Here is a 20,550-nt window from a genome sequence, read left to right on the forward strand (position 1 = left end):
GCCCGGCCCCGATGGGCGAGAGGAAAGGGGCACGCATCCGCGCCCGGCGCCCAGGGACCCCGCATGACCCAGATCGACGAACTCCGCTTCACGGTCGAGGGCGGCATCGCGCGTCTCACCCTCAACCGGCCGCAGGCGCGCAACGCGCTCACCTTCGGGATGTACCAGGGCCTGATCGACGCCTGTGCGCGCCTCGAGGCGGACGGGAGCGTCAAGGCCCTGGTCATCACGGGTGCGGGCGAGAAGGCCTTCGCGGCCGGCACCGACATCGCCCAGTTCCGGAGCTTCACGAGCGCGCAGGACGCGATCGACTACGAGCGCTTCATGGACCGGGTGATGGGCGCGCTGGAGCGCCTGTCCGTGCCCACCATCGCGGCGATCGCCGGCGCCTGCACGGGCGGAGGCGCTGCCATCGCGGCGGCCTGCGACCTGCGACTGGCCACCCGCGACGCCCGCCTGGGCTTTCCCATCGCCCGGACCCTGGGCAACTGCCTCTCGCTGGGCAACCTGCGGCGGCTCTCCGCCCTGATTGGGCCGGCGCGGGTCAAGGACATGATCTTCACCGCCCGCCTCGTCGGGGCCGAGGAGGCCCTGGCCATCGGGCTCGTCGGCGAGGTCGTGGCCGATGCCGAGGCCCTGGCGGCCCGCGCCACGGAGCTCGCGACCCTGGTGGCCGGTCACGCGCCGCTCACCCTGCGGGCGACCAAGGAGGGCCTGCGCCGCCTTCAGGACGCGGACGATGCGGGCGACGAGCGTCCCGGCGACGACCTGATCCGCCTCTGCTACACCAGCTCGGATTTTCGCGAGGGCATGGAGGCGTTCCTCGCCAAGCGTCCCCCGGCCTGGACGGGCCGGTAGGGCCTAGTCCAGGCCGGCCACCTTGATGGCGTCGCCCTCGAGACGGACCTGGGCGGGCAACCCGCGCTGGACCGGGCCGAGGTCGTCGGCGGTGCGGTAGAGCCCGTCGATGGCGATGAGTTCCGGCTCGAACCGGCGACAGGTGATGCGCGCGTCCGGGTTACCGGCCGCCCCTGCGATCGCCCGGCCGCGCAGGGCGCCGTAGACGTGGAGCGAGCCGCCCGCGATCACCTCGGCCCCGGAGGCCACAGAGCCCATCACGGTGATGTCGCCCTCCAGGTGCAGGATCGTCTGCCCGGAGCGGACGGGCGCATCGAGGATCAGCGAGCGGAACGGAGCCGGCGCGGACGGCACGACCGGCGCGGCATCCGCCGTCGCTTCCGGGGTCGGGACCGCATCGACCGGGCGCCCGCCCGCCGGGGGCGGGGGCAGGCCGGCCCCGAGCTGGCCCGGATCGGCCCCCTCGATGCCCATCACGGCCACGTCGCGGGCGGCGAGGTCGGCCACCAGGGCGACGAGGGCCTCCCGCTCGAGCCCGAGCCCGGCCACGTCGAGGATGACGGGGCGACCCACGAAGAAGGCCGGCGAGCGCCGGGCCAGCGCGTCGAGCTCGTCGAGCCAGTCCGAGACGGGCAGCACCGGGGCGAGCACCAGGGCCATGAACGAGCGGCCGCGGAAGCGGATCGGGGGACGGGGGGAGCTTGCGGTCACGATCGGGTGTCTTGTTCTCGGGTGGTATGGGCGGGAAGCGGACGCTCGCCGTCACTTTATCCTAACCCGCGGTCCGGTTGCACAGGGCGCGACCTGCGGCCCGTCAACACGAATTCCGCACGCCGCCACCGTCCTGCGCGCCGTCACACCGGCGCGCGAACCGCAACGTTGCCGCAGGCGCGACGCAGCATCCCAAAGTCGAATTGGAATGATTCCATAACATAGGGTTTGCGAGCCCAAGACCAGGATCGCTATAGCGGGGGTGATCCTCACGCGTTGGGGACTCGGCCGGCGCTTTGTCCCGGCCGGGATTGCCGATCTTGCCTGCCGTTGCGGGGCCTGTCTCCGCACCGGTCTCGCCCGTGTAAGTCTCGAAGGGTTTGCCCGTGACGGAGATTTCCGGTCCCCTCGACAGGGCCCGCTTGCGACGTGGCTGGCGCTACCGCTCCGCGGTGGCGGCACGCGTGGGGCTGGCGGCCTTCGGCGGATACGCCCTGGCCGGGCTCGCGACGGCGTTCCTGTCGCTGACCCTGCCGATGGTGCGCTCCGAGGCGGTGGCCACCGCGACCCTGATCAGCTTCGCCATCCTGGCCGGCGCCGTGATCTGGGTCTTCGCCGCCCGGACCCTGCTGCGCGCCGCTCTGGGCCTCGGGCTTCCGATCGCGCTGGTGGGCCTCGGCCTCTGGCTGGCCCTCGACGGCGTCGCGATGGGACCGCCCGCATGAGACAGGGATTTCGCCAGTCGATGGCCTGGCTCCACACCTGGGCCGGGCTCGTCACCGGGTGGGTGATGTTCGCCGTGTTCGTCACCGGCACCGCCACCTATTACCGCGCAGACCTCTCGCTCTGGATGCGCCCGGAGCTGCACGCCGGTCCCTCCGATCCGGTTCCGGCCGCCGAGCGCGGCGTCGCCTACCTGAAGGCCCATGCGCCGAAGGCCATGGCCTGGTACGTCTCCGTGCCGCAGCCGGACCGGCCGATGATCGCCGTCTACTGGATGGACAGCCTGGAGGCTCCCCTCGGGCAGGCCATGCTCGACGTCGAGACCGGCGCGCCCACCAAGGCACGCGACACCCAGGGCGGCGACTTCTTCTATCGCTTTCATTACGAGCTCCAGATGATGCCGGTCCTCGGCCGCTGGATCGTCGGCGCCGCGGCGATGATCCTTCTCATCGCCCTGATCTCCGGCATCGTCACGCATCGGCGCATCTTCGCCGATTTCTTCACCTTCCGGCGGGACAAGTCGGCCCAGCGCGGCTGGCTCGACGCCCACAACGTCACCGGCGTCCTCGCCCTGCCGTTCCACCTGATGATCACCTATACGGGGATCGTGACCCTCGGCGTGATGTACATGCCCTGGGGCGTGACGGCGGCCTACAAGGGCGACGACCTGCGCTTCTACGTCGAGGCGGCCCAGACCACGACCTGGCGCCCGGCCGCCGGCCGACCCGGCGAGGCCGTGCCGCTGGCGCCGCTGCTGGCCCGGGCCCAGGGCGAGGTGTCGGAACCCCTCGAGATGGTCATCGTCAACAATCCGGGCGATGCCAACGCCACCGTGGTCGCCGTCTTCGAGGAGCCCCACGGCCTCGCCCACCAGCATCCGCAGATCGCCTTCGACGCCACCTCCGGGACCGTCGTCGAGCGGGTCGAGCCCTTGAAGCCGGCCGCCCAGGTCTTCACCAGCTTCATGGGCCTGCACGAGGCGCATTTCGCCAGCACGGCCCTGCGGGCACTGTTCTTCCTCTGCGGGCTGCTCGGCTCGGCCACCATCGCCACGGGCCTCGTCCTCTGGACCGTCGCCCGGGCGCCGAAGGCGGGCGAGGCGCCGGGCTTCGGCCTGCGCCTGGTGCGCGGCCTCAACCTCGGGACGATCCTCGGCCTGCCCATCGGCATGGCGGCGTTTCTCCTCGGCAACCGGCTGCTGCCCGTCGACCTCGCCCACCGGGCGACCTGGGAGGGAAGCGTCTTCTTCGGCGCCTGGGCGCTGGCTGCCTTCGTGTCCCTGCTTCGCCCGCACCGCAGGGCCTGGACCGAGCTGGGCCTCGCCGCCGGCTTCCTGTTCGGCGCCGTGCCGGTGGTCGGCGCGCTGACCACGGATCGCGGCCTGGATTTCCTGGCCTTCGACGCCGCCATGCTGGGGCTGGGCCTCGCCCTGGCCCTCGGGGCGCGCAAGGTTTCCGACTACGAGGCGCGCCGGCAGGCCGCACGCCCCGGCCCGGCCCGGGTGCCCGAAGGTTTCGCGGAAGCATGACGCCGCTCTCCATCGCCCTCAACCTCGCCCTCAGCTTCGCCGGGCTGGCGGCCCTCTGCCTCGCCATGGACCGCCACCACCGGGCCATCGCGGGGCGCAGCCAGACGCGGACCCGCGCCGGGGCGCTGCGGCTCGCCGGCTGGGCCGCCATCGCGGCCTCCTTCGCGGCCGCCGTGGTCACCTCGGACTGGAATTTCGGCCCTGTGCAGTGGATCGGCTCGCTCACCGGCGCGGCGCTCCTGGTGGTCGGGCTGGTGTCCTACCGCCCGGCCTGGATCCGCCCGGCGGCGCTGCTTGCCCTGCCCGTGGCGCTGGCGGCGGCGCTGCTCGCCTGAACCGGCCGGCACCGCTATCCTGGCCGCACCCCTCGCCAGCGCCGGAGCGCCGATGCCCCTCGATCCCGCCCTTGCCGCCCGCATCGCCGAGGCCGTCGCGGCAGGATTTCCCGAGCAGGTCGCCCACACCCAGGCCCTGGTGCGGTTCGGGTCGACGCGGGGCGCGGAGCACGCGATCCAGGATTTCGTCTTCCGGGCCTTCCGCGCCCGCGGCTATGCCATCGACCGCTTCACCATGGACGGGGCCGCCCTTGCCGCCCATCCGGGCGGGGCGGCGATGTCGGAGGCGCATTCGCAGGCGCCCCTCGTCGTGGGCATCCATCGGCCGCGGGCCGAGACCGGGCGCTCGCTGATCCTCCAGGCCCATGTCGACGTGGTACCGCCCGGCCCCGCGGATCTCTGGACCCATCCGCCCTTCGAGCCCGTCATCGACGGCGACTGGATGTACGGCAGGGGGGCGGCCGACATGAAGGCGGGCCACGCCGCCAACCTGTTCGCTCTCGACGCGCTGGCCCGGATCGGCCTTCAGCCCGCGGCCACCGTCACCCTGCAATCCGTGGTCGAGGAGGAATCCACCGGCAACGGCGCCCTGATGACCCATCTGCGCGGCTACCGCTCCGATGCCGTGCTGGTCCCCGAGCCCGAGGACGAGAAACTCGTGCGCGCCAATGTCGGCGTGCTGTGGTTCACCGTCGAGGTCCGCGGCCGTCCGGTCCATGTCCGCGAGATGGGCGCTGGCGCCAACGCCATCGACGCCACCTATCGGGTGATCGGCGCCCTGCGGGCCCTCGAGGCGCGCTGGAACGCCGAGAAGGCGGCCCATCCCCACTTCGCCGACCAGCCCGACGCCATCAACCTCAATGTCGGTCGGATCGCGGGCGGCGACTGGGCCTCCTCGGTGCCGGCCTGGTGCCGGATCGACTGCCGCATCGCCCTCTATCCGGGCGTTTCGGCGGCGGAGGCCGCCCGCGCGGTGGATCAGGCGATCGGCGATTTCGCCCGGGACGACGCCTTCCTGTCGAACACGCCGCCCCGCGTCAGCTTCGACGGCTTCTTCGCCGAGGGCTACGCCCTGGCGGAGGGATCGGAGGCCGAGGCGGCGCTCGGCCGGGCACACCGGACCGCGACCGGCGCGGACCTGCAGAGCTTCATGTCGCCGAGCTATCTCGATACCCGGGTCTACGCCCTCTACGACCGGGTGCCGGCGCTCTGCTACGGCCCGATCAGCCAGAACATCCACGGCTTCGACGAGCGCGTCAGCCTCGCCTCCGTGCAGCGGATCACCACCGCGATGGCCCTGTTCATCGCCGAGTGGTGCGGGACGGAGGCCCGGGACGCTGGCTGACCCGGCGATCCTGCGCGGAAATGTGAGGACCGACGGTGTGGATGGCGCCCCGGCGAAGCCTTGTCGAACCGCGGGGCTACGCTAACCCTCTCCACCGTGACACATCCGCGGACCTTCCCCCTCGCTGCGCCCTCCGGCGTTCCCCGTCAGCCGGCTCGCCCGCGGGTCGTCCCGTCGGCGTTTCTGCCGCTTCTCCTGGGGTTCGCGGCAAGCCCTGCCGGCGCGCAGACCACCGATACGAGTTGCTACGTCACCGGCGGCGGCACCCTGGAGATCTGCCGGGGGAGCGAGGCCGAAGGGGTGTTCTTCGCGCCCCCGGCCTGTGAATCCGCCAGCGGCGTGCAGGTGATCCGCACGACGCCCGGCACCGGACCGCTCCAGGCCGTATACCAGGCCGAGACGCCCCTGATCGCCAAGAAATCCCGGCGCGGCGCTGCGGACGGGGCCTGCGCGCCGCGCCGTGCCACCGACCCCCTCGACGGCGGCTCGGTCCGCTCCGGGGCGATGCCGGAGCAACTCGCCACCACGATGCCGCCGACCCAGGGGCGCCTGTGGGAGATGGCCCGCGAAGTCGCCCGCAGCCAGGAGGGCGCCGGCGCCCAGGAGCGCGGACGCCGCCGCGGCCGTCGCCGGGCCGAACCCGCACCGGCCCCGGCGCCCGAGCCGGCCGGCGAGGGCATCGCGGCCCGGCATCCGATGACGGTGGCGGGGCGCGCCTGGGGTGGGGATGCCTACAGCTACGTGTTCTTCCTCGCGGCGGTGCCCACCGAGGCCGGCAACCGGCACGCGCTGCTCCAGGCCCGCACGCTGGACTTCGCCAGCTTCGACATCCGCGGCCGCACGGAGGCGGGCACGGTCTGGACGCCGTTCGGCGGGGACCGTCCGGAAGCACGCTCCCGCCGCGGCCGGTCGCGGACGCCCGAGGCGCCGAGCCCAAGCGCCGTCCTCGACGAGACCGGGGCGGCGCTCATCGGCAACTGCGCCGGGCAGGGCTTCGACCGCACCGATCTGGTCGGCGCGATCAGCGTGGTCGATCAAGTCTACCACTACTACTACACCGACGTGCTGCCCTCGGACTGCAACGAGCCGGCGGCGAACCGGCGAATGGGCCTCTACCTGCGCACCAGCAGGGATCTCACCGCCGACCGCGTCTGGTCGCCGGCCCGGACCGTCGCCGAGCCGCTGCCGGCCCAGAGCCTGGTGCGGGTGGCCAAGGCCCGGGACATGGACCGCTGGGTGGCGGCCTATCGCTGCAACCGCCCCGCCAACACCATGGACGGTCCCGTGGCCGACATCTGCGTGCAGTACACCGCCGACCTCGCGCCGGGCTCGCTCGCGGGCCTGACCTGGTTCTCGGAGCCGCAGGCGATCATGCGCTCCACCGCTTATCTCGGCCTGCGCTCGGGCGGCGACGGGTCGGGCCGTTTCGGGCGCGGCCAGCATTTCTGGATGACGGACCGGTACGGCAACCTCGCAACCCCGACGAACTACCGCGCCAAGGCCGGCTTCCTGACCTGGCTCGACCGGCTCGCGCCGGGGCCGGGCGGCGCGAACGCGTCCAGCGTGTTCGGCCGCCCCGTCTACTGGGCCACCTGGTCCGTGCGGCCGGTGGCGGCGAAGTAGCGGCCGGGCCCGGCGCGTATCGGTTGGAGCGGGGCATCGGGCTCGACCGTGTGCCCCATCGCGTGCGGTGCGGTCCGGGGCTTGCTGGACCGTCCCTCCGCCCCGCTCGATCGCCCGGGAGACCACCGCATGTCCGAACCTTCGATGCCAGAGTCGGCGCTGCGCCAGCCGGCCCGGGCCGCCATCGCCGCCTTCGTGGGCACCACGATCGAGTGGTACGACTTCTTCATCTACGGCACGGCCGCCGCCCTGGTGTTCGGGCCGCTGTTCTTCGCCGAGGCGACGCCCTTCGTGGCGACCCTGGCGGCCTTCGGCACCTTCGCGGTCGGCTTCTTCGCCCGGCCCCTCGGCGGGCTGGTCTTCGGGCATGTCGGTGACCGGCTCGGGCGCAAGAAGGCGCTGGTGGTCACCCTGGTGATGATGGGCCTGGCCACCACCGGCATCGGTCTGCTGCCGACCTATGCCACCATCGGCATCTGGGCGCCCATCGCCCTCGTGGTCCTGCGCATCCTGCAGGGCATCGCGGTCGGCGGCGAGTGGGGCGGGGCGGTGCTGCTCGCCGCCGAGCATGCCCCGAAGGGACGCTCGACCTTCTTCGCCTCCTTCGCCCAGCTCGGCAGCCCGGCCGGGCAGATCCTGTCGCTGCTGGCCTTCCGCCTCGCCGGGCTGATGGACAGGGAGAGCTTCCTTGCCTGGGGCTGGCGCCTGCCCTTCCTCGTCAGCGTCGTGCTCCTCTTCGTGGGCCTCTTCATCCGCCTCGGCGTCGGCGAATCACCCGACTTCCAGGAGGATCGAGACGCCGCGAGCCGGACGGCCGCCCCGGCCCAGGCCCCGATCCGCGAGGTTCTGATCACCAGCCTGACGCCGCTCGCCCTGGCGGCGGGCGCCAACACCTTCGCGATCGGATCGGTCTACCTCTTCAACACCTTCATGATCACCTACACGACCCAGTATCTCGGCCTGCCCCGGGCGACGATCCTCGACGCGCTGCTGGTGGCGGCCTGCGTCCAGTTCGTGATGACGCCGGTGGGCGCGCGGATCGCCGAGGCGATTCGCAACGAGCGCCTGTTCCTCCAGGGCACCCTGATCTGGGCGATGCTGGCGCCCTATCCCCTGTTCCTCCTGGTCGATCTCGGCTCCGTCCCCGCCCTGACGCTCGGCCTCGCCCTCAACGTGCTCGGCAGCGCCACCTTCTATGCGGTCATCGCCGGCTACGTGGCCGGCGCCTTCCCCACGCGGGTGCGCTACACGGCGATCTCCGTCGCTTACCAGGTCTGCGGCGCGATCGCGGGCGGCCTGACCCCGATCGTCGGCACCCTCCTGGCCGAGCGCTTCCAGGGCCATTGGTGGCCCATCGCCGCCTTCGGCACCACGCTCGCGGCGATTTCGTTCGTGTGCGTCACCGCGCTCGGCCGCTACCGGGTCCGGGCCCTGCGCCTGGAGGCCGCCCGCGCCTGACGGGGGTGGGGCATGCTTGGTCCGACGGCGGTCGCCCCTTGCCCCGGAGCCTCACACCTTATATTGCGACGCGATAGCTCGATCCCGTGACCCGGCGCAGCCGGCCGCATTCCTGCGGCCCGTCGCGTGACGGGCTCTTCTCGCTTCCGGATACCCTATGAAGCTTCGCAACATCGCCATCATCGCCCACGTCGACCACGGCAAGACGACGCTCGTCGACAAGCTGCTGTCGCAGTCCGGATCGTTCCGCGAGAACCAGCGCGTGGAGGAACGCGCCATGGACTCGAACGATCTCGAGAAGGAGCGCGGCATCACCATCCTGGCCAAGGCGACCTCGGTCGTCTGGAAGGACACCCGCGTCAACGTCGTGGACACCCCCGGCCACGCCGATTTCGGCGGCGAGGTGGAGCGCATCCTCTCGATGGTGGACGGCGTGATCGTGCTCGTCGACGCGGCCGAGGGCCCGATGCCCCAGACCAAGTTCGTGGTCGGCAAGGCCCTCAAGATCGGCCTGAAGCCGATCGTGGCGATCAACAAGGTCGACCGTCCGGACGCCCGCATCACCGAAGTGGTGAACGAGGTGTTCGACCTCTTCGCGGCCTTGGACGCCACCGACGAGCAGCTCGACTTCCCGATCCTCTACGGGTCCGGCCGCGCCGGCTGGATGGCGACGGCGCCCGACGGCGACCAGAGCGAGGGCCTCGCCCCGCTGTTCGACCTCGTGCTCGAACACGTGCCCCAGGCCAAGGTCGAGGAGGGTCCGTTCCGGATGCTCGGCACCCTGCTGGAGGCCAACCCGTTCCTCGGTCGCATCATCACCGGCCGCATCGCGTCCGGCACCGTAAAGCCGAACCAGGCCATCAAGGTCATGGACCGCACGGGCAAGCTCGTGGAGACCGGTCGCGTCTCGAAGATCCTGGCCTTCCGCGGCCTGGAGCGCGCGCCCATCGATGTGGGCGAGGCCGGCGACATCGTCTCCATCGCGGGCCTCGTGAAGGGCACCGTGGCCGACACCTTCTGCGATCCGCAGGTCGAGACCCCGATCCAGGCCCAGCCGATCGATCCGCCCACCGTCACCATGTCCTTTATCGTCAATGATTCGCCGCTGGCCGGCACCGAGGGCGATAAGGTCACGAGCCGCATGATCCGCGACCGCCTGTTCAAGGAGGCCGAGGGCAACGTCACGCTCAAGATCGAGGAGGCGGCCGACAAGGATTCGTTCTTCGTCTCGGGCCGCGGCGAACTCCAGCTCGCCATCCTGATCGAGACCATGCGCCGCGAGGGCTTCGAGATCGCCGTCTCGCGTCCCCGCGTGGTGCTCTCCAAGGACGAGAACGACAACGTCCTCGAGCCGGTCGAGGAGGTCGTGGTCGACGTCGACGAGGAGTATTCCGGCGTCGTCGTGCAGAAGATGTCCGAGCGCAAGGCCGAGATGATCGAGATGAAGCCGTCGGGCGGCTCCCGCCTGCGGCTCGTCTTCCATGCGCCCACCCGCGGCCTCATCGGCTACCAGGGTGAGCTCATGACCGATACGCGCGGCACCGCGATCATGAACCGTCTGTTCAAGGCCTACGAGCCCTACAAGGGCGAGATGCCCGGCCGCCGCAACGGCGTGCTGATCTCCAACGACAAGGGCGAGGCCGTGGCCTACGCCATGTGGAACCTTGAGGATCGCGGCCCGATGATGATCGAGCCCGGCGCCAAGGTTTACCAGGGCATGATCATCGGCGAGCACAACCGCGAGAACGATCTCGAGGTGAACGTGCTCAAGGGTAAGAAGCTCACCAACATCCGCACCACCTCGAAGGACGAGGCCGTGCGCCTGACGCCGCCGATCCGCATGACCCTGGAGCGCTCGCTCGCCTGGATCCAGGACGACGAGCTGATGGAGGTCACGCCGAAGTCGATCCGCCTGCGCAAGACCTACCTCGACCCCAATGAGCGCAAGCGCTTCGAGCGCTCGGGCGGCGTCGCCTAAGGACGCACACCCTTCTCAAGCACAGACGATGGGAGGCCGGGCGAAAGCCCGGCCTTTTTTCGTTTTTCCGTCCCGCCTCTCGCGCCCTCGGCGGCGCCTCAGGATCGCAAAATAATACCTAGAATATATTTATTACCAACGTTAGGTTGGATCATGTTTAGCGTTCCCGCTTTCGATCGCCCCCGCCCTGCAGCCTTCCCCAGGTGGCCCCTGCGACGACCTCGATCCCGCCCCGGTCGGAGACCGGCCTCTTCGGGTCTGCCCGGTCCGTTCGGACGCGAGTCGCGGGCGCCCACGCTGTCGTGCTCCGCAACGCCGTGCGGGGAAGCCCGGCAGGCGGCCGGGCCTGTCCGTCTTCGCCCCGGTGCCGGTCCGGCGATCGGATGACGCCGGAACACGCGGTCGAGATGGATGCGCAAGCGTTGGAGTGTTTCGGATGGACCTGCAGCGAGGCCGCGAGTTCGATCAGTTTCTCGTCGTCCTGGACCGGTTGTGCCAGCGCTTCGCGAAGTATCGTCCGGAGTATCGCAAGGGGCTGGACGAGTACTCGCTGCGGAACGAGTACCTCGATCCATTCTTCGAGGCGCTGGGCTGGGACGTCAGGAACACGAAGGACGACCCGCCCTTCATGCGCGACGTGCGGGTCGAGTACAGGGCCTATGACGGCGTCATCAACGGCAAGGCGGATTACGTCTTCCGGATCGGCGGGTTCGATCGCTTCGTCTGCGAGGCGAAGAAGTTTCCCGAGAAGCTGGAGAACCACCGGTTCCAGCTGCAGAACTACGTCTACAACCTGCGTCTCTGGATCGGCCTGACGACGAATTTCGACGAGTTGAACCTGTTCGTCGTCGGGGGGAAGCCGAGTCGGGAGAAGCCGTTCAGCGTCGTGCCGGGCTGGCGCCTCTGCTACCAGGATTACCGGGATGCGGCGCCCAAGATCTGGGACCTGCTGTCACGGCAAGCCGTCGCGGCCGGTTCCCTGGAAGCCTTCATCCAGAACCTGCCCAAGGTCACCTCCCGGACCGACCGGCAACTCTGGCTGATCAAGCCGGACCGCAACCGGGCCGTCGATACCGATTTCCTGCAATACCTCGAAGGCGAGCGCGCCCGGCTGGCCAAGTCCCTGATCCGGCACAACGCAGCCCTGCACTGGGACGTGGAGTCGATCAACGAGGCCGTCCAGGTGATCCTCGATCGCCTCATCTTTCAGAGGGTCTGCGAGGACCGCGACATCGATACCTTCCAGACGCTCCGGCAGGCATTGGCGCTCTGGGAACGGCACGGACGCCGGAAGGGCGAGCTGTGGACCGTGATCGTCGGCAACCAGGCGAACATGCGGGCGGCCTTCAACGGCGGGCTCTATGGACGGGCCGGAGCGCCGGCCCACTTCGTCGAGTCCTGCGTGGTCGATGACCGATGGCTCGCCGATTTCATCGATCATCTGGCCGGTGACGAGTCGCCCTATCTCTTCAGCACCCTGCCGATCGAGATCCTGGGGTCGGTCTACGAGCGCTTCCTCGGTTCGGTCATCGACGAACAGGGGAACGTCACCCCGAAGCCCGAGATCCGGAAGCAGGGCGGCGTCTTCTACACGCCCGAGCACATCGTCGCCCACATCGTCGACGGCGCCCTGGCGCCGCTCCTCGACGGCAAGACGCCGGAACAGATGCGTCGCATCCGGATCCTCGATCCGGCCTGCGGGTCCGGAACCTTCCTGATCCGTGCATTGGAAAAGCTCTTTCAGGCGCATATCCACTATTACCATCTCAACGTGGACAAGCGGGACGGCAAATCCGTCTATCTCGACGCCCATGGCGACCTGAAGCTGACCAGCGAGCTGAAGAAGCGCATCGCCAAGGATTGTATCTTCGGCGTCGATATCGATCGCCAGGCCACCGAAGTCTCGGAGATGTCGATCTATCTCAAGATCCTCGAGGGCGAGACCCAATCCACCCTGGGGCGGCAGAGGGTACTGTTCCCGAACGAGACGTTTCTTCCGGACCTGACCGGCAACATCCATGTCGGAAACAGCCTCGTCGGACAGGATGCCTACGCGCTTCTGCCGGCCGGCCTGCGGATCACCGAGGCGAAACCGTTCTCCTGGGAGCTGTCGTTTCCGGAGGTCCGTGCCCGCGGCTGGTTCGACGCGGTCATCGGCAATCCGCCCTACGACGTCATCGAGAAGGAGCGCGGCGCGGCCTCCTGGCCCCACGACGTCTTCCGCGCCTACCTCGCCCGGACGGACCGACTGGACGCCGCGAAGGGCGGCAAGCTGAACCTGTTCCGGTTCTTCCTGATCCAGAGCCTGCAGCTCGTCAGGCACAACGGTTCCCTGGGCATGATCGTGCCCATGGCGCTGCTCGCCGACTTCAGCTGCAAGACGACGCGCCTCGCGGTCCTGGATCAGGTCGACGAGCTGAACGCGCGGGCCTTTCCCCAGAAGGACATCCGCCAGCATCGCGTCTTCTACGATGCCAAGCTGTCGACGGTGGTCGTCGGAGGCCGCAAGCGCCCGCCGTCCCGGCGCAAGCACAACCCGCGCATCAGCCTCCACGTCTATCCCCGGGCGTCGTTCGACGATCCCTCCCGGGACGTCACGATGCGACGGAGCGAACTGGCGGCCATCGATCCCCTGGGCCTGCCGATCCCGATCACCGATCAGGCCTCATGGGAGCTGGCCAAGAAGCTGCATCAGGCGAACTCGGTCGCGCGCCTCGACGGAATCGCGGGGATTCGGATCGCGCGCGGCGAGATCAACCAGACGATCTACCGCGCCTACATCACGGACGATCCCCGGCACAGCAGGCTCCTGAAGGGCGTGGAGGTCTCCGCCTACGCGATCCATCGCACCCTGAGCCAGGGGCGCGTCGAATGGTTCGACCGTGCGCGCTACGAGCAGGCCCACATCACGCCGGATGCCGTCGGCGTCCGGCGCATCGCGACCCAGAGGATCACTGGCGTGGACGAGCGGCATCGGATCGTCGCGACCCTCTCGGAGCCGGGCTGGTACTTCGCCGATTCGACCAACGCGGTCGTCGTCGCACCGACCTGCGATCTGTCCCCGGAATACATCCTCGCCTGCCTGAACAGCCAGCTGCTGCAATGGCGATTCCAGCTGACCAGCTCCAACAACAATGTCGGAACGAACGAACTCGCCGCCCTGCCGATCAAGTTGCTCGACCTCGGAGATGCCGGCGAGGCCCGGACGCACGCTGCGATCGTCGCCCAGGTCGGACACCTGATGCAGCTGGGTGCGCGCCTCAATGCCAATCCCAGCGTGAAGGTCCGGGCGGAGGCGATCGAGCGCTTCCGAGAGGTTCGCTCCAATCTCGATCGGACGATCGAGACGCTCTACAGCCTGACGACGGATGAAGCGGCTCTGGTCCATCGCAGGTTCGCGGCCCCACCGTGAGCGGGCGACGGGCGGGGCCGTCGCCCGCTCACGTCTCCTTCGCCCGTTCCCGCAGCAGGTACTTCTGCACCTTGCCGGTCGAGGTCTTCGGCAACTCTCCGAACACGATGTGGCGCGGGAGCTTGTAGCCGGCCAGCCGCTCGCGGCACCAGGCGATGAGGACGTCGGCCTCCACGGTGGCATCGGGCTTCAGCTCGACGAACGCCATCGGGGTCTCACCCCACTTCGCGTCGGGGCGGGCCACGACCGCGGCGGCGGAGACGGCGGGGTGGCGGAACAGGGCGTCCTCCACCTCGATGGAGGAGATGTTCTCGCCGCCCGAGATGATGATGTCCTTCGAACGATCCTTGAGCTGGATGTAGCCGTCCGGATGCTTGACCCCGAGGTCGCCGGAGCGGAACCAGCCGCCCGCGAAGGCGGCCTGCGTCGCCCTCGGGTTCTTCAGGTAGCCGCGCATCACCACGTTGCCGCGGAACATCGCCTCGCCCATCGTCTCGCCGTCGGCGGGCACGGATTCGCAGGTCTCGGGATCGCGGATGTCGAAGCCCTCGAGCACGGGATAGCGCACGCCCTGGCGCGCCATCCTGGCGGCGCGGACCTCGTCGTCGAGGGCGTCCCAGTCCCGATGCCAGGCATTCACCACGGCCGGGCCGTAGGTCTCGGTGAGACCGTACAGGTGGGTGACGTCGAAGCCGGCGGCCCCCATGGCGCCGAGAACCGCCTGGGGCGGCGGCGCGGCCGCCGTCAGGAAGGCGACCCGCCGGGGCAGGGGGCGGCGCTCCGCCGCGGGCGCGTTCAAGAGGAGCTGCATCACGATCGGCGCGCCGCACAAATGCGTGACGCCATGCTCGGCCAATGCCGCATAGAGCGCGCCGGCCCGGACCTGGCGCAGGCAGACATGGGTGCCGGCGACCACCGAGAGGGTCCAGGGAAAGCACCAGCCGTTGCAGTGGAACATCGGCAGGGTCCAGAGATAGACCGGGTGCTGCCCGAGGTTGCCCGTGATGACGTTGCCGAGGCAGAGCAGGGCGGCGCCGCGATGGTGGTAGACCACGCCCTTCGGGTCGCCGGTGGTGCCCGACGTGTAGTTCAGCGAGATCGCGTCCCACTCGTCGCCGGGCATCGCCCAGTCCCAGGCCGGGTCGCCCTCCGCCAGCAGGGCCTCGTAGCCGAGGCTGCCGACCGCCGTGCCGGGGCCGGTGAATTCCGGATCGTCGACGTCGATCACCAGGGGCTTGACCCGGGCCTGGGCCAGCGCCGGAGCTACAACCTTCGAGAATTCCCGGTCGGTGATCAGCACCTTGGCCTCGCCGTGGTCGAGGCAGAAGGCGAGACCGGCGGCGTCCAGGCGGGTGTTCAGGGTGTTCAGCACGGCGCCGGTCATCGGCACCCCGTAATGGACCTCGATCATCTCGGGCGTGTTGGCGAGGACGACCGCGACGGTGTCGCCGCGCCCGATGCCGCGTGCCGCGAGGGCCGCCCCGAGGCGGCGGCAGCGCGCGTAGAGCTCGGCATAGCTGCGCCGCAGGGGGCCGTGGATCACCGCACAGTGATCCGGGAAGACCCGCGCCGACCGGTCGAGGTAGCTCAGGGGCGTCAGCGGCTGGTAATTCGCCGGGTTCCGGTCGAGGTCCCGGTCATAGATCGATGGCGCGGCCCTGGCGGCCGTCGTTGAGGCGGTCATCGGCGTATCTCCCTGGCGGGAGAGTACCCCGTCGCGGCGTTCCGACAAATCGCCCCGGATCATCGCCCACAAGGGGCCTTGCGTGGCGACGCAGGCCCGAACGGGCGGCAGTTGCGGCAGCGGCGCCCTGTCTCAGGTGGTAGGCGATCTCCCGGCCGCCGGAGCGGATCGGCGACGCGGTGCCCAGGGGAAGGGTGTCCCCCGCGAGGGAGACGAGGCGCGGCTGGGTCTGCCCGAGCCCGTTCGGGAACAGGGACACGGCCATCGTGCGGGAGAGCAGACCCTCCGCCGCGATTCCAGCGTCCTCGGTTCGGACCGGACGGACAACCTCCTGAACGCGCACATCCAGGCGACGCAGGGTAGTGAGCTGCCGACGGCGCGGACATGACGATCCGCGGGAGCTGACGGGCTGCCAGACGAATGCGCTGCTCCGAGCGACTGAAAGGCAGATGGATCCTGCGCGTCTGCGTTTCGCTCAGAACGCTTTGCTTCGGATCTGGCGAATGCCGGATACGCTGCGGCATGAAAGCCGATCACGACATCGGCCACAACATCGCATCCCATTTCGCCCTCCCGCTGCCGGAGGCCGTATCGAAGCATCTTCCGCAGTCCAGACTTGCTGCCCAGGCTGCTGCAATGCGGCAGGCGACTTCCATAGTGATATGCGCGGCGTGACATGGTTACGATATCATCGCCCGGCTTCTCTTAGCGGCTGTCGGCAAAGCTTGTTCATGCGGCAACGTTTCAGGCGCCGCGCTCCCTCGCTCGGTTCATGACCCTCAGGCGAAGGGGGCGCCCCGCAACGGCACCGCCGAGGCCGTCCGTGATCGAGAGCGGGAAACACCGCGCGATGCCCCCGAGCACGCCAGCGAGGAACTCTTTCTGAGCCGCATCGTCGCCCGTAAGCTTCGCGTGCGTGATCCGCGGTTGCCCCTGGAGGCTGCCATCACGCCTGATGCTGAGCAGCACCGTGACCTCTGAGCCGGCCGAGCCTGCCGGGCCCCCCACCGACTGCGAACACGAGCCGAGAGCCTGCCACAGCCCGGCCAGGGTCGATGCCGGCTCAGCGCGGGCGGCGGGAGTGGTCGCGACGGCCAGTACCAGGGCGAGGATCGGAGAGCGCATGCGGTCCGCAGACGATCAACGGGCCTGCGGCTCGGCGGGCTGAGCCCCACGGAGGGCCTCCCCGAGATCGTCGTCCTCCTCGTCATCGGGCTCCTCGGTGGAGTACCCGTCCCGGTCCGGAGCCGACAGTTCTCTTTGCCCGCGTGGCTTCCCGTCCAGGCCGAGATCACGCTCACGCTTCGTGCGTGGCGCTTCGCGCGTGCTCGGGCCATCGGATGGAGGCTGAAGGCTCTGCGCGCTCGCATGCGCCGCCATGAACAGGCTGATGGCCACCAGCAATAGGGTCGCGCGTTTCATGGGAATGCTCCGAGGCCGGCGGTTCCAGACCCATGCACGGTCCTACACCCTGCTTCGCCCCGTGTCCGCTTCCGCCGTCCGCTGCCGGTCGGGGGGGCTTCGAACGGCCGATAGCAGGGTCGTACGGGGCGTGCGGGCGGCTTACGTAAGGGTGCGAAAACCGCGTTCCGAACCTGGACCGCCCGCGTGCTGCCCAGACAAAAAGCCGGACCGAGCGGCAGTCGGCACCATCACCCCGAACGCGCTGTTTTTGTTGGAGAATAATGGTGCTGCTGGACAGGATTGAACTGTCGACCTCCTCATTACCAATGAGGTGCTCTACCACTGAGCTACAGCAGCTAAACGTCCTGGGTTGCGGCGAGGGCCGTGCGAACCGGACGGACGGGCAATTAGCCGATCATCATCCCCTTGGCAATCGCATCGCAGCGAATTGTGTCGGTTTCTCTCGGGTCGGTGGCCGAATTCCCACGGGCGCGGCGGGGACGTCGCCCGCCCGTCTCAGGCGAGGGCGCCGGTTTCCCGCTTGCAGGCGGCACGGATGATCGCGGCGAGCCCCGCCTCCGCCACGGCGTCGGCCGCCTCGGACGGCTTGAACCAGCGATCCTCGCGCTGATGGCGCTCCGGCCAGTGCTTGAGCTGCTTGCGCACCTCAAGAGGAAACACCTTCACCTGGCACAGGACCGCATCGCGGCTCTTCAGGCGCTTCTCGTAGAGGTAGAAGCCGAGGGGACGCTTGCCGACGGTGCCGAGGAGGCCGGCCTCCTCGTAGGCTTCCCGGGCGGCGGCGTCGTAGGGCTTGCGCCCCTTCATCGGCCAGCCCTTCGGGATCACCCAGCGCCGGCTCTCCCGCGAGGTGATGAGCATGATCATGAAGCCGCCATCGGGCATTCGCCGGAACGGCAGAACACCAACCTGCCGTCGCGGGGCCAGATCCGCTTCGCCCGCATGCGCACTCATCGGTCGGAAACGCCGGACCGACCGGCAAGTTCGACCCTGATGCGTCCTGGCCCGGACACGCCAGCGATCGACGGGCACGGCCCGGGGAATTCGTTTGCCGGAACCCGGGACGGGGTCGTGATGGCCTGCTGAACCGGTCGGTGGGAATCCACGATACGCTCAATCCCGCACAGGTTGTGAACGAGGGCTTGTCCGCGGCATCGCGCGCTCGACAGCACCGCCTTAGCGGCCCTGTCCCGTTCGGTTCAAGAAAAACTTACCCGGCAAAATTACTGGCCTTCCAGGGAGCGGCGGCGTCCGAAGCCGGGCTCGGCGGCTCGGCGGGGTGCGGGGCCGGCGCTCCGGTCCCTTACCCGGCCGCACTGAGGTTCTCGATCAGGGCGTTCAGGTCGGCCCGCATGGCCTGCACCTCCGGCTCCGACATGTTGAGCTGGCACATCACGGATTCTCGCACGGCGGCCGCCTCGGCCCGGAGCCCCTGTCCGCGCGGCGTGAGCGCGATCTCGACCTCGCGCTCATCGGAGCGCCGTCGGCTCCGGACGAGGAAGCCCGCCACCTCCAGGCGTTTCAGGACAGGGGTCAGGGTGCCGGAATCCAGGCGCAGGCGCCGCCCGATCTCCGAAACCGTGATGCCGTCGGTCTCCCACAGCACCAGGAGGACGAGGTATTGCGGGTAGGTCAGGCCCATCCGCTCCAGCATCGGGCGGTAGGACTTCGTCATCCGGTGGGCGGCCGCGTAGAGGGCGTAGCAGAGCTGGTTGTCGAGGAGCAGCGGATCGGTGAGGGGCGCGGTTGTCTCGCGGGAAGCGTCCATCATGCATGCCATGCCACTGAAATCCCGAAGCCCGCGACCGCGGCGTCCCAGCAAGACGACGGGGACCGCCCCTGCGGACAATCGAGGATAGCGGACGTAGATGCCTCTAGTATATGCCTGTTTCGCCGCAGCGATAACAGGATCCCGGCCTTCTGTCGCCCTCCGGATCCGGTGATGTCTCGCCGGCTGAGCCGGGATCCGCGGCGTCCGGCCGGGGTCAGGCAGCCGCGTTCTCGGGCGGATGCTCCGCGATCAGGCCGACAATGTCGGTCCACCGCGAGACGAAGGCGGCGACGCAGTCGGGATCGAAATGCGTCCCGGCCTGTGCCTCGATGTGCTGGCGAGCCCGCTCCAGGGACCAGGCCTTCTTGTAGACCCGCTCGGAGATGAGGGCGTCGAACACGTCGGCCACCGCGATGATCCGGCCGGCCAGGGGAATCTCGGTGTTCCTCAAGCCCTGGGGGTAGCCTTCGCCGTCCCAGCGCTCGTGATGGGTGAGGGCGATGTCGGAGGCGAGCTGCAGCAGGTGGGACGGGCTGTCATGGAGCATGCGGTAGCCCCGCAGGGCATGCTGCTTCATCTCCTCGCGCTCGGCCTCGGTGAGGGCGCCCGGCTTCATCAGGATATGGTCCGGGATGCTGATCTTGCCGATGTCGTGCATGGTCGACGCGAAGGCGATGTCGTTCGCCTCCTGCTCCGGGAGGCCGAGGCCCTCGGCGATCGCGATGGCGCAGCCGGCGACGCGGGTCAGGTGGCCCCCCGCCTGGTCGTCGCGGAACTCCGCGGCCAGCATCAGGCGGCGGATGATCTCCCGCTCCCGGGCTGCGGCCTCGACGACGGCCCGCTCGACGGTGTGGGCCGCCAGCCGGCCCTGGTGCTCGGCGGCCCGGCGGGCGAGGGCGAGTTCGATCAGGTTGCCGACCCGGGTCCGCAGATCGAAGGGATCGACCGGATACGCCATGAGATCGGTGGCCCCGGCGGCCGCGGCCGCGCGCCGGACCGGTGGCGCATCGTCGGCCGCGATCAGCAGGATGGGCGTCCGAGCCTGCGCCCCCAGGCCGCGCACCCGTGCGATCAGCGCGAGCACTGCGCAGGACTCCTGGGCGCCCGCCTCGACGACGATCAGGTCGCAGGCCGGCAGAGGGCCGCGATCGGTCGCGAGATCCTGGGGCAGGCCGCTGACGGGGCGGATCACGCAGCCGAGGGGGGCCAGGACGCGGATGAGATGCAGGGGCGCGGAGCCGGCCAGGACGGCGATCACGGCAGTGGCGGCGTCCGATGCCATCCCTGGGCTTCCCGATCCTGTCAATCCCCGTACGGCGTCCAAGGCGTCGCCGACGGGTTTCCGATTCGCGTCCCGCAGACCGTCGCACCGCCCCGGTTAAGCAACGCTGAAGACCCCGGCGCATCCGAACCGCGACACCGCCGGCTCCCTCGTCTTCTCCTCGGCCACGCTTTCCCGCGATCCCCGCTTGTGAAAGCCGGAGCACTCGTGCTAGTGACCGCCCGTCTCATCGAGGCGCCTTCGCGGAGAGGTGGCAGAGCGGTTGAATGCACCGCACTCGAAATGCGGCATGCCTGCAAGGGCATCGGGGGTTCGAATCCCCCCCTCTCCGCCACTTCGATCAGCAATCTCAGTGACGGAAGCACGATCGCTGAGCGGCTGATGTCTCCGCTTTTCGCTGCACCCGCTGCCGGTAGA

General features: G+C 69.6%; 17 protein-coding genes and 2 tRNA genes. 11 read left to right on the top strand and 8 right to left on the bottom strand.

All coding sequences use genetic code 11. The features are described 5' to 3' along the window. The first annotated feature begins 63 nt into the window (after window positions 1–63). Window positions 64–858: an enoyl-CoA hydratase/isomerase family protein gene (locus tag ASF20_RS20670; protein WP_056277521.1), complete on the top strand. Its 795-nt coding sequence runs from the start codon at window positions 64–66 to the stop codon at window positions 856–858. A gap of 3 nt (window positions 859–861) precedes the next feature. Here ASF20_RS20670 and minC read toward each other — a convergent pair whose 3' ends face one another. Beyond that, complete coding sequence (gene minC / locus ASF20_RS20675) at window positions 862–1,518, bottom strand: septum site-determining protein MinC (protein ID WP_056277524.1); 657 nt, start codon at window positions 1,516–1,518, stop codon at window positions 862–864. A 446-nt stretch (window positions 1,519–1,964) separates the two neighbouring features. Here minC and ASF20_RS20680 point away from each other — a divergent pair, with 446 nt between their 5' ends. The 8 genes from ASF20_RS20680 to ASF20_RS20715 all read left to right on the top strand — a co-directional run bounded on the left by ASF20_RS20680 (window position 1,965) and on the right by ASF20_RS20715 (window position 13,971). Then, window positions 1,965–2,294, top strand: coding sequence for an iron transporter (locus ASF20_RS20680; RefSeq protein WP_244472641.1), 330 nt, complete (start codon window positions 1,965–1,967; stop codon window positions 2,292–2,294). Continuing rightward, window positions 2,291–3,820, top strand: coding sequence for a PepSY-associated TM helix domain-containing protein (locus tag ASF20_RS20685; protein WP_056277527.1), 1,530 nt, complete (start codon window positions 2,291–2,293; stop codon window positions 3,818–3,820). Before ASF20_RS20680 ends, ASF20_RS20685 begins: the two co-directional genes overlap by 4 nt. Then, window positions 3,817–4,155 carry a DUF3325 domain-containing protein gene (locus ASF20_RS20690; RefSeq protein WP_056212070.1) on the top strand — a complete coding sequence of 113 codons (339 nt, stop codon included), beginning with the start codon at window positions 3,817–3,819 and terminating at the stop codon, window positions 4,153–4,155. The genes ASF20_RS20685 and ASF20_RS20690 overlap by 4 nt, the downstream gene beginning before the upstream one ends. A gap of 52 nt (window positions 4,156–4,207) precedes the next feature. After that, window positions 4,208–5,500: an ArgE/DapE family deacylase gene (locus ASF20_RS20695; RefSeq protein ID WP_056277530.1), complete on the top strand. Its 1,293-nt coding sequence runs from the start codon at window positions 4,208–4,210 to the stop codon at window positions 5,498–5,500. Window positions 5,501–5,596: 96 nt separating this feature from the next. Further along, window positions 5,597–7,123, top strand: coding sequence for a hypothetical protein (locus ASF20_RS20700; protein ID WP_082501483.1), 1,527 nt, complete (start codon window positions 5,597–5,599; stop codon window positions 7,121–7,123). 129 nt (window positions 7,124–7,252) lie between these two features. Continuing rightward, complete coding sequence (locus ASF20_RS20705) at window positions 7,253–8,581, top strand: MFS transporter (protein WP_200927251.1); 1,329 nt, start codon at window positions 7,253–7,255, stop codon at window positions 8,579–8,581. Window positions 8,582–8,738: 157 nt separating this feature from the next. Further along, on the top strand, window positions 8,739–10,559 hold the full coding sequence (typA, locus tag ASF20_RS20710) for a translational GTPase TypA (RefSeq protein ID WP_056212074.1): 1,821 nt from the start codon (window positions 8,739–8,741) through the stop codon (window positions 10,557–10,559). A 436-nt stretch (window positions 10,560–10,995) separates the two neighbouring features. Continuing rightward, window positions 10,996–13,971, top strand: coding sequence for an N-6 DNA methylase (locus ASF20_RS20715; RefSeq protein WP_056277533.1), 2,976 nt, complete (start codon window positions 10,996–10,998; stop codon window positions 13,969–13,971). Window positions 13,972–13,999: 28 nt separating this feature from the next. Here the strand turns inward: ASF20_RS20715 and ASF20_RS20720 are convergent, their stop codons facing one another. Then, the gene (locus tag ASF20_RS20720) at window positions 14,000–15,655 is read right to left on the bottom strand and encodes an acyl-CoA synthetase (RefSeq protein WP_056277536.1); all 1,656 of its coding nucleotides are present in this window, start codon (window positions 15,653–15,655) and stop codon (window positions 14,000–14,002) included. A 522-nt stretch (window positions 15,656–16,177) separates the two neighbouring features. On the opposite strand from ASF20_RS20720, the gene ASF20_RS24300 reads away from it, so the two are divergent. Then, on the top strand, window positions 16,178–16,330 hold the full coding sequence (locus ASF20_RS24300; protein WP_156648149.1) for a hypothetical protein: 153 nt from the start codon (window positions 16,178–16,180) through the stop codon (window positions 16,328–16,330). A gap of 69 nt (window positions 16,331–16,399) precedes the next feature. On the opposite strand, the gene ASF20_RS20725 is transcribed toward ASF20_RS24300, so the two are convergent. From ASF20_RS20725 to ASF20_RS20750, 6 genes are all read right to left on the bottom strand, one after another. Beyond that, the gene (locus ASF20_RS20725; protein ID WP_056277539.1) at window positions 16,400–16,780 is read right to left on the bottom strand and encodes a hypothetical protein; all 381 of its coding nucleotides are present in this window, start codon (window positions 16,778–16,780) and stop codon (window positions 16,400–16,402) included. Between the two features lie 15 nt (window positions 16,781–16,795). Next, the gene (locus ASF20_RS20730) at window positions 16,796–17,077 is read right to left on the bottom strand and encodes a hypothetical protein (protein ID WP_056277542.1); all 282 of its coding nucleotides are present in this window, start codon (window positions 17,075–17,077) and stop codon (window positions 16,796–16,798) included. Window positions 17,078–17,341: 264 nt separating this feature from the next. Next, window positions 17,342–17,416, bottom strand: a tRNA-Thr gene (locus ASF20_RS20735). Window positions 17,417–17,575: 159 nt separating this feature from the next. Next, on the bottom strand, window positions 17,576–18,034 hold the full coding sequence (locus ASF20_RS20740) for an NUDIX hydrolase (RefSeq protein ID WP_056212083.1): 459 nt from the start codon (window positions 18,032–18,034) through the stop codon (window positions 17,576–17,578). Between the two features lie 349 nt (window positions 18,035–18,383). Next, window positions 18,384–18,848: a MarR family transcriptional regulator gene (locus tag ASF20_RS20745; RefSeq protein WP_200917550.1), complete on the bottom strand. Its 465-nt coding sequence runs from the start codon at window positions 18,846–18,848 to the stop codon at window positions 18,384–18,386. A 217-nt stretch (window positions 18,849–19,065) separates the two neighbouring features. After that, the gene (locus tag ASF20_RS20750; protein ID WP_056212088.1) at window positions 19,066–20,133 is read right to left on the bottom strand and encodes an HD domain-containing phosphohydrolase; all 1,068 of its coding nucleotides are present in this window, start codon (window positions 20,131–20,133) and stop codon (window positions 19,066–19,068) included. A gap of 244 nt (window positions 20,134–20,377) precedes the next feature. Here ASF20_RS20750 and ASF20_RS20755 point away from each other — a divergent pair. Next, window positions 20,378–20,467: transfer RNA gene (locus tag ASF20_RS20755), tRNA-Ser, on the top strand. The last annotated feature ends 83 nt before the right edge of the window (window positions 20,468–20,550 follow it).

The organism is Methylobacterium sp. Leaf88, assembly GCF_001422795.1.
GTDB lineage: Bacteria > Pseudomonadota > Alphaproteobacteria > Rhizobiales > Beijerinckiaceae > Methylobacterium.

What these genes read in the sequence shown, in the direction of transcription:
- ASF20_RS20670 (WP_056277521.1), top strand. Translation starts at nt 64, where the DNA reads ATGACCCAGATCGACGAACTCCGCTTCACGGTCGAGGGCGGCATCGCG.
- minC (WP_056277524.1), bottom strand. Translation starts at nt 1,518, where the DNA reads ATGGCCCTGGTGCTCGCCCCGGTGCTGCCCGTCTCGGACTGGCTCGAC.
- ASF20_RS20685 (WP_056277527.1), top strand. Translation starts at nt 2,291, where the DNA reads ATGAGACAGGGATTTCGCCAGTCGATGGCCTGGCTCCACACCTGGGCC.
- ASF20_RS20690 (WP_056212070.1), top strand. Translation starts at nt 3,817, where the DNA reads ATGACGCCGCTCTCCATCGCCCTCAACCTCGCCCTCAGCTTCGCCGGG.
- ASF20_RS20695 (WP_056277530.1), top strand. Translation starts at nt 4,208, where the DNA reads ATGCCCCTCGATCCCGCCCTTGCCGCCCGCATCGCCGAGGCCGTCGCG.
- ASF20_RS20705 (WP_200927251.1), top strand. Translation starts at nt 7,253, where the DNA reads ATGTCCGAACCTTCGATGCCAGAGTCGGCGCTGCGCCAGCCGGCCCGG.
- typA (WP_056212074.1), top strand. Translation starts at nt 8,739, where the DNA reads ATGAAGCTTCGCAACATCGCCATCATCGCCCACGTCGACCACGGCAAG.
- ASF20_RS20715 (WP_056277533.1), top strand. Translation starts at nt 10,996, where the DNA reads ATGGACCTGCAGCGAGGCCGCGAGTTCGATCAGTTTCTCGTCGTCCTG.
- ASF20_RS20720 (WP_056277536.1), bottom strand. Translation starts at nt 15,655, where the DNA reads ATGACCGCCTCAACGACGGCCGCCAGGGCCGCGCCATCGATCTATGAC.
- ASF20_RS24300 (WP_156648149.1), top strand. Translation starts at nt 16,178, where the DNA reads ATGAAAGCCGATCACGACATCGGCCACAACATCGCATCCCATTTCGCC.
- ASF20_RS20725 (WP_056277539.1), bottom strand. Translation starts at nt 16,780, where the DNA reads ATGCGCTCTCCGATCCTCGCCCTGGTACTGGCCGTCGCGACCACTCCC.
- ASF20_RS20730 (WP_056277542.1), bottom strand. Translation starts at nt 17,077, where the DNA reads ATGAAACGCGCGACCCTATTGCTGGTGGCCATCAGCCTGTTCATGGCG.
- ASF20_RS20740 (WP_056212083.1), bottom strand. Translation starts at nt 18,034, where the DNA reads ATGAGTGCGCATGCGGGCGAAGCGGATCTGGCCCCGCGACGGCAGGTT.
- ASF20_RS20745 (WP_200917550.1), bottom strand. Translation starts at nt 18,848, where the DNA reads ATGGACGCTTCCCGCGAGACAACCGCGCCCCTCACCGATCCGCTGCTC.
- ASF20_RS20750 (WP_056212088.1), bottom strand. Translation starts at nt 20,133, where the DNA reads ATGGCATCGGACGCCGCCACTGCCGTGATCGCCGTCCTGGCCGGCTCC.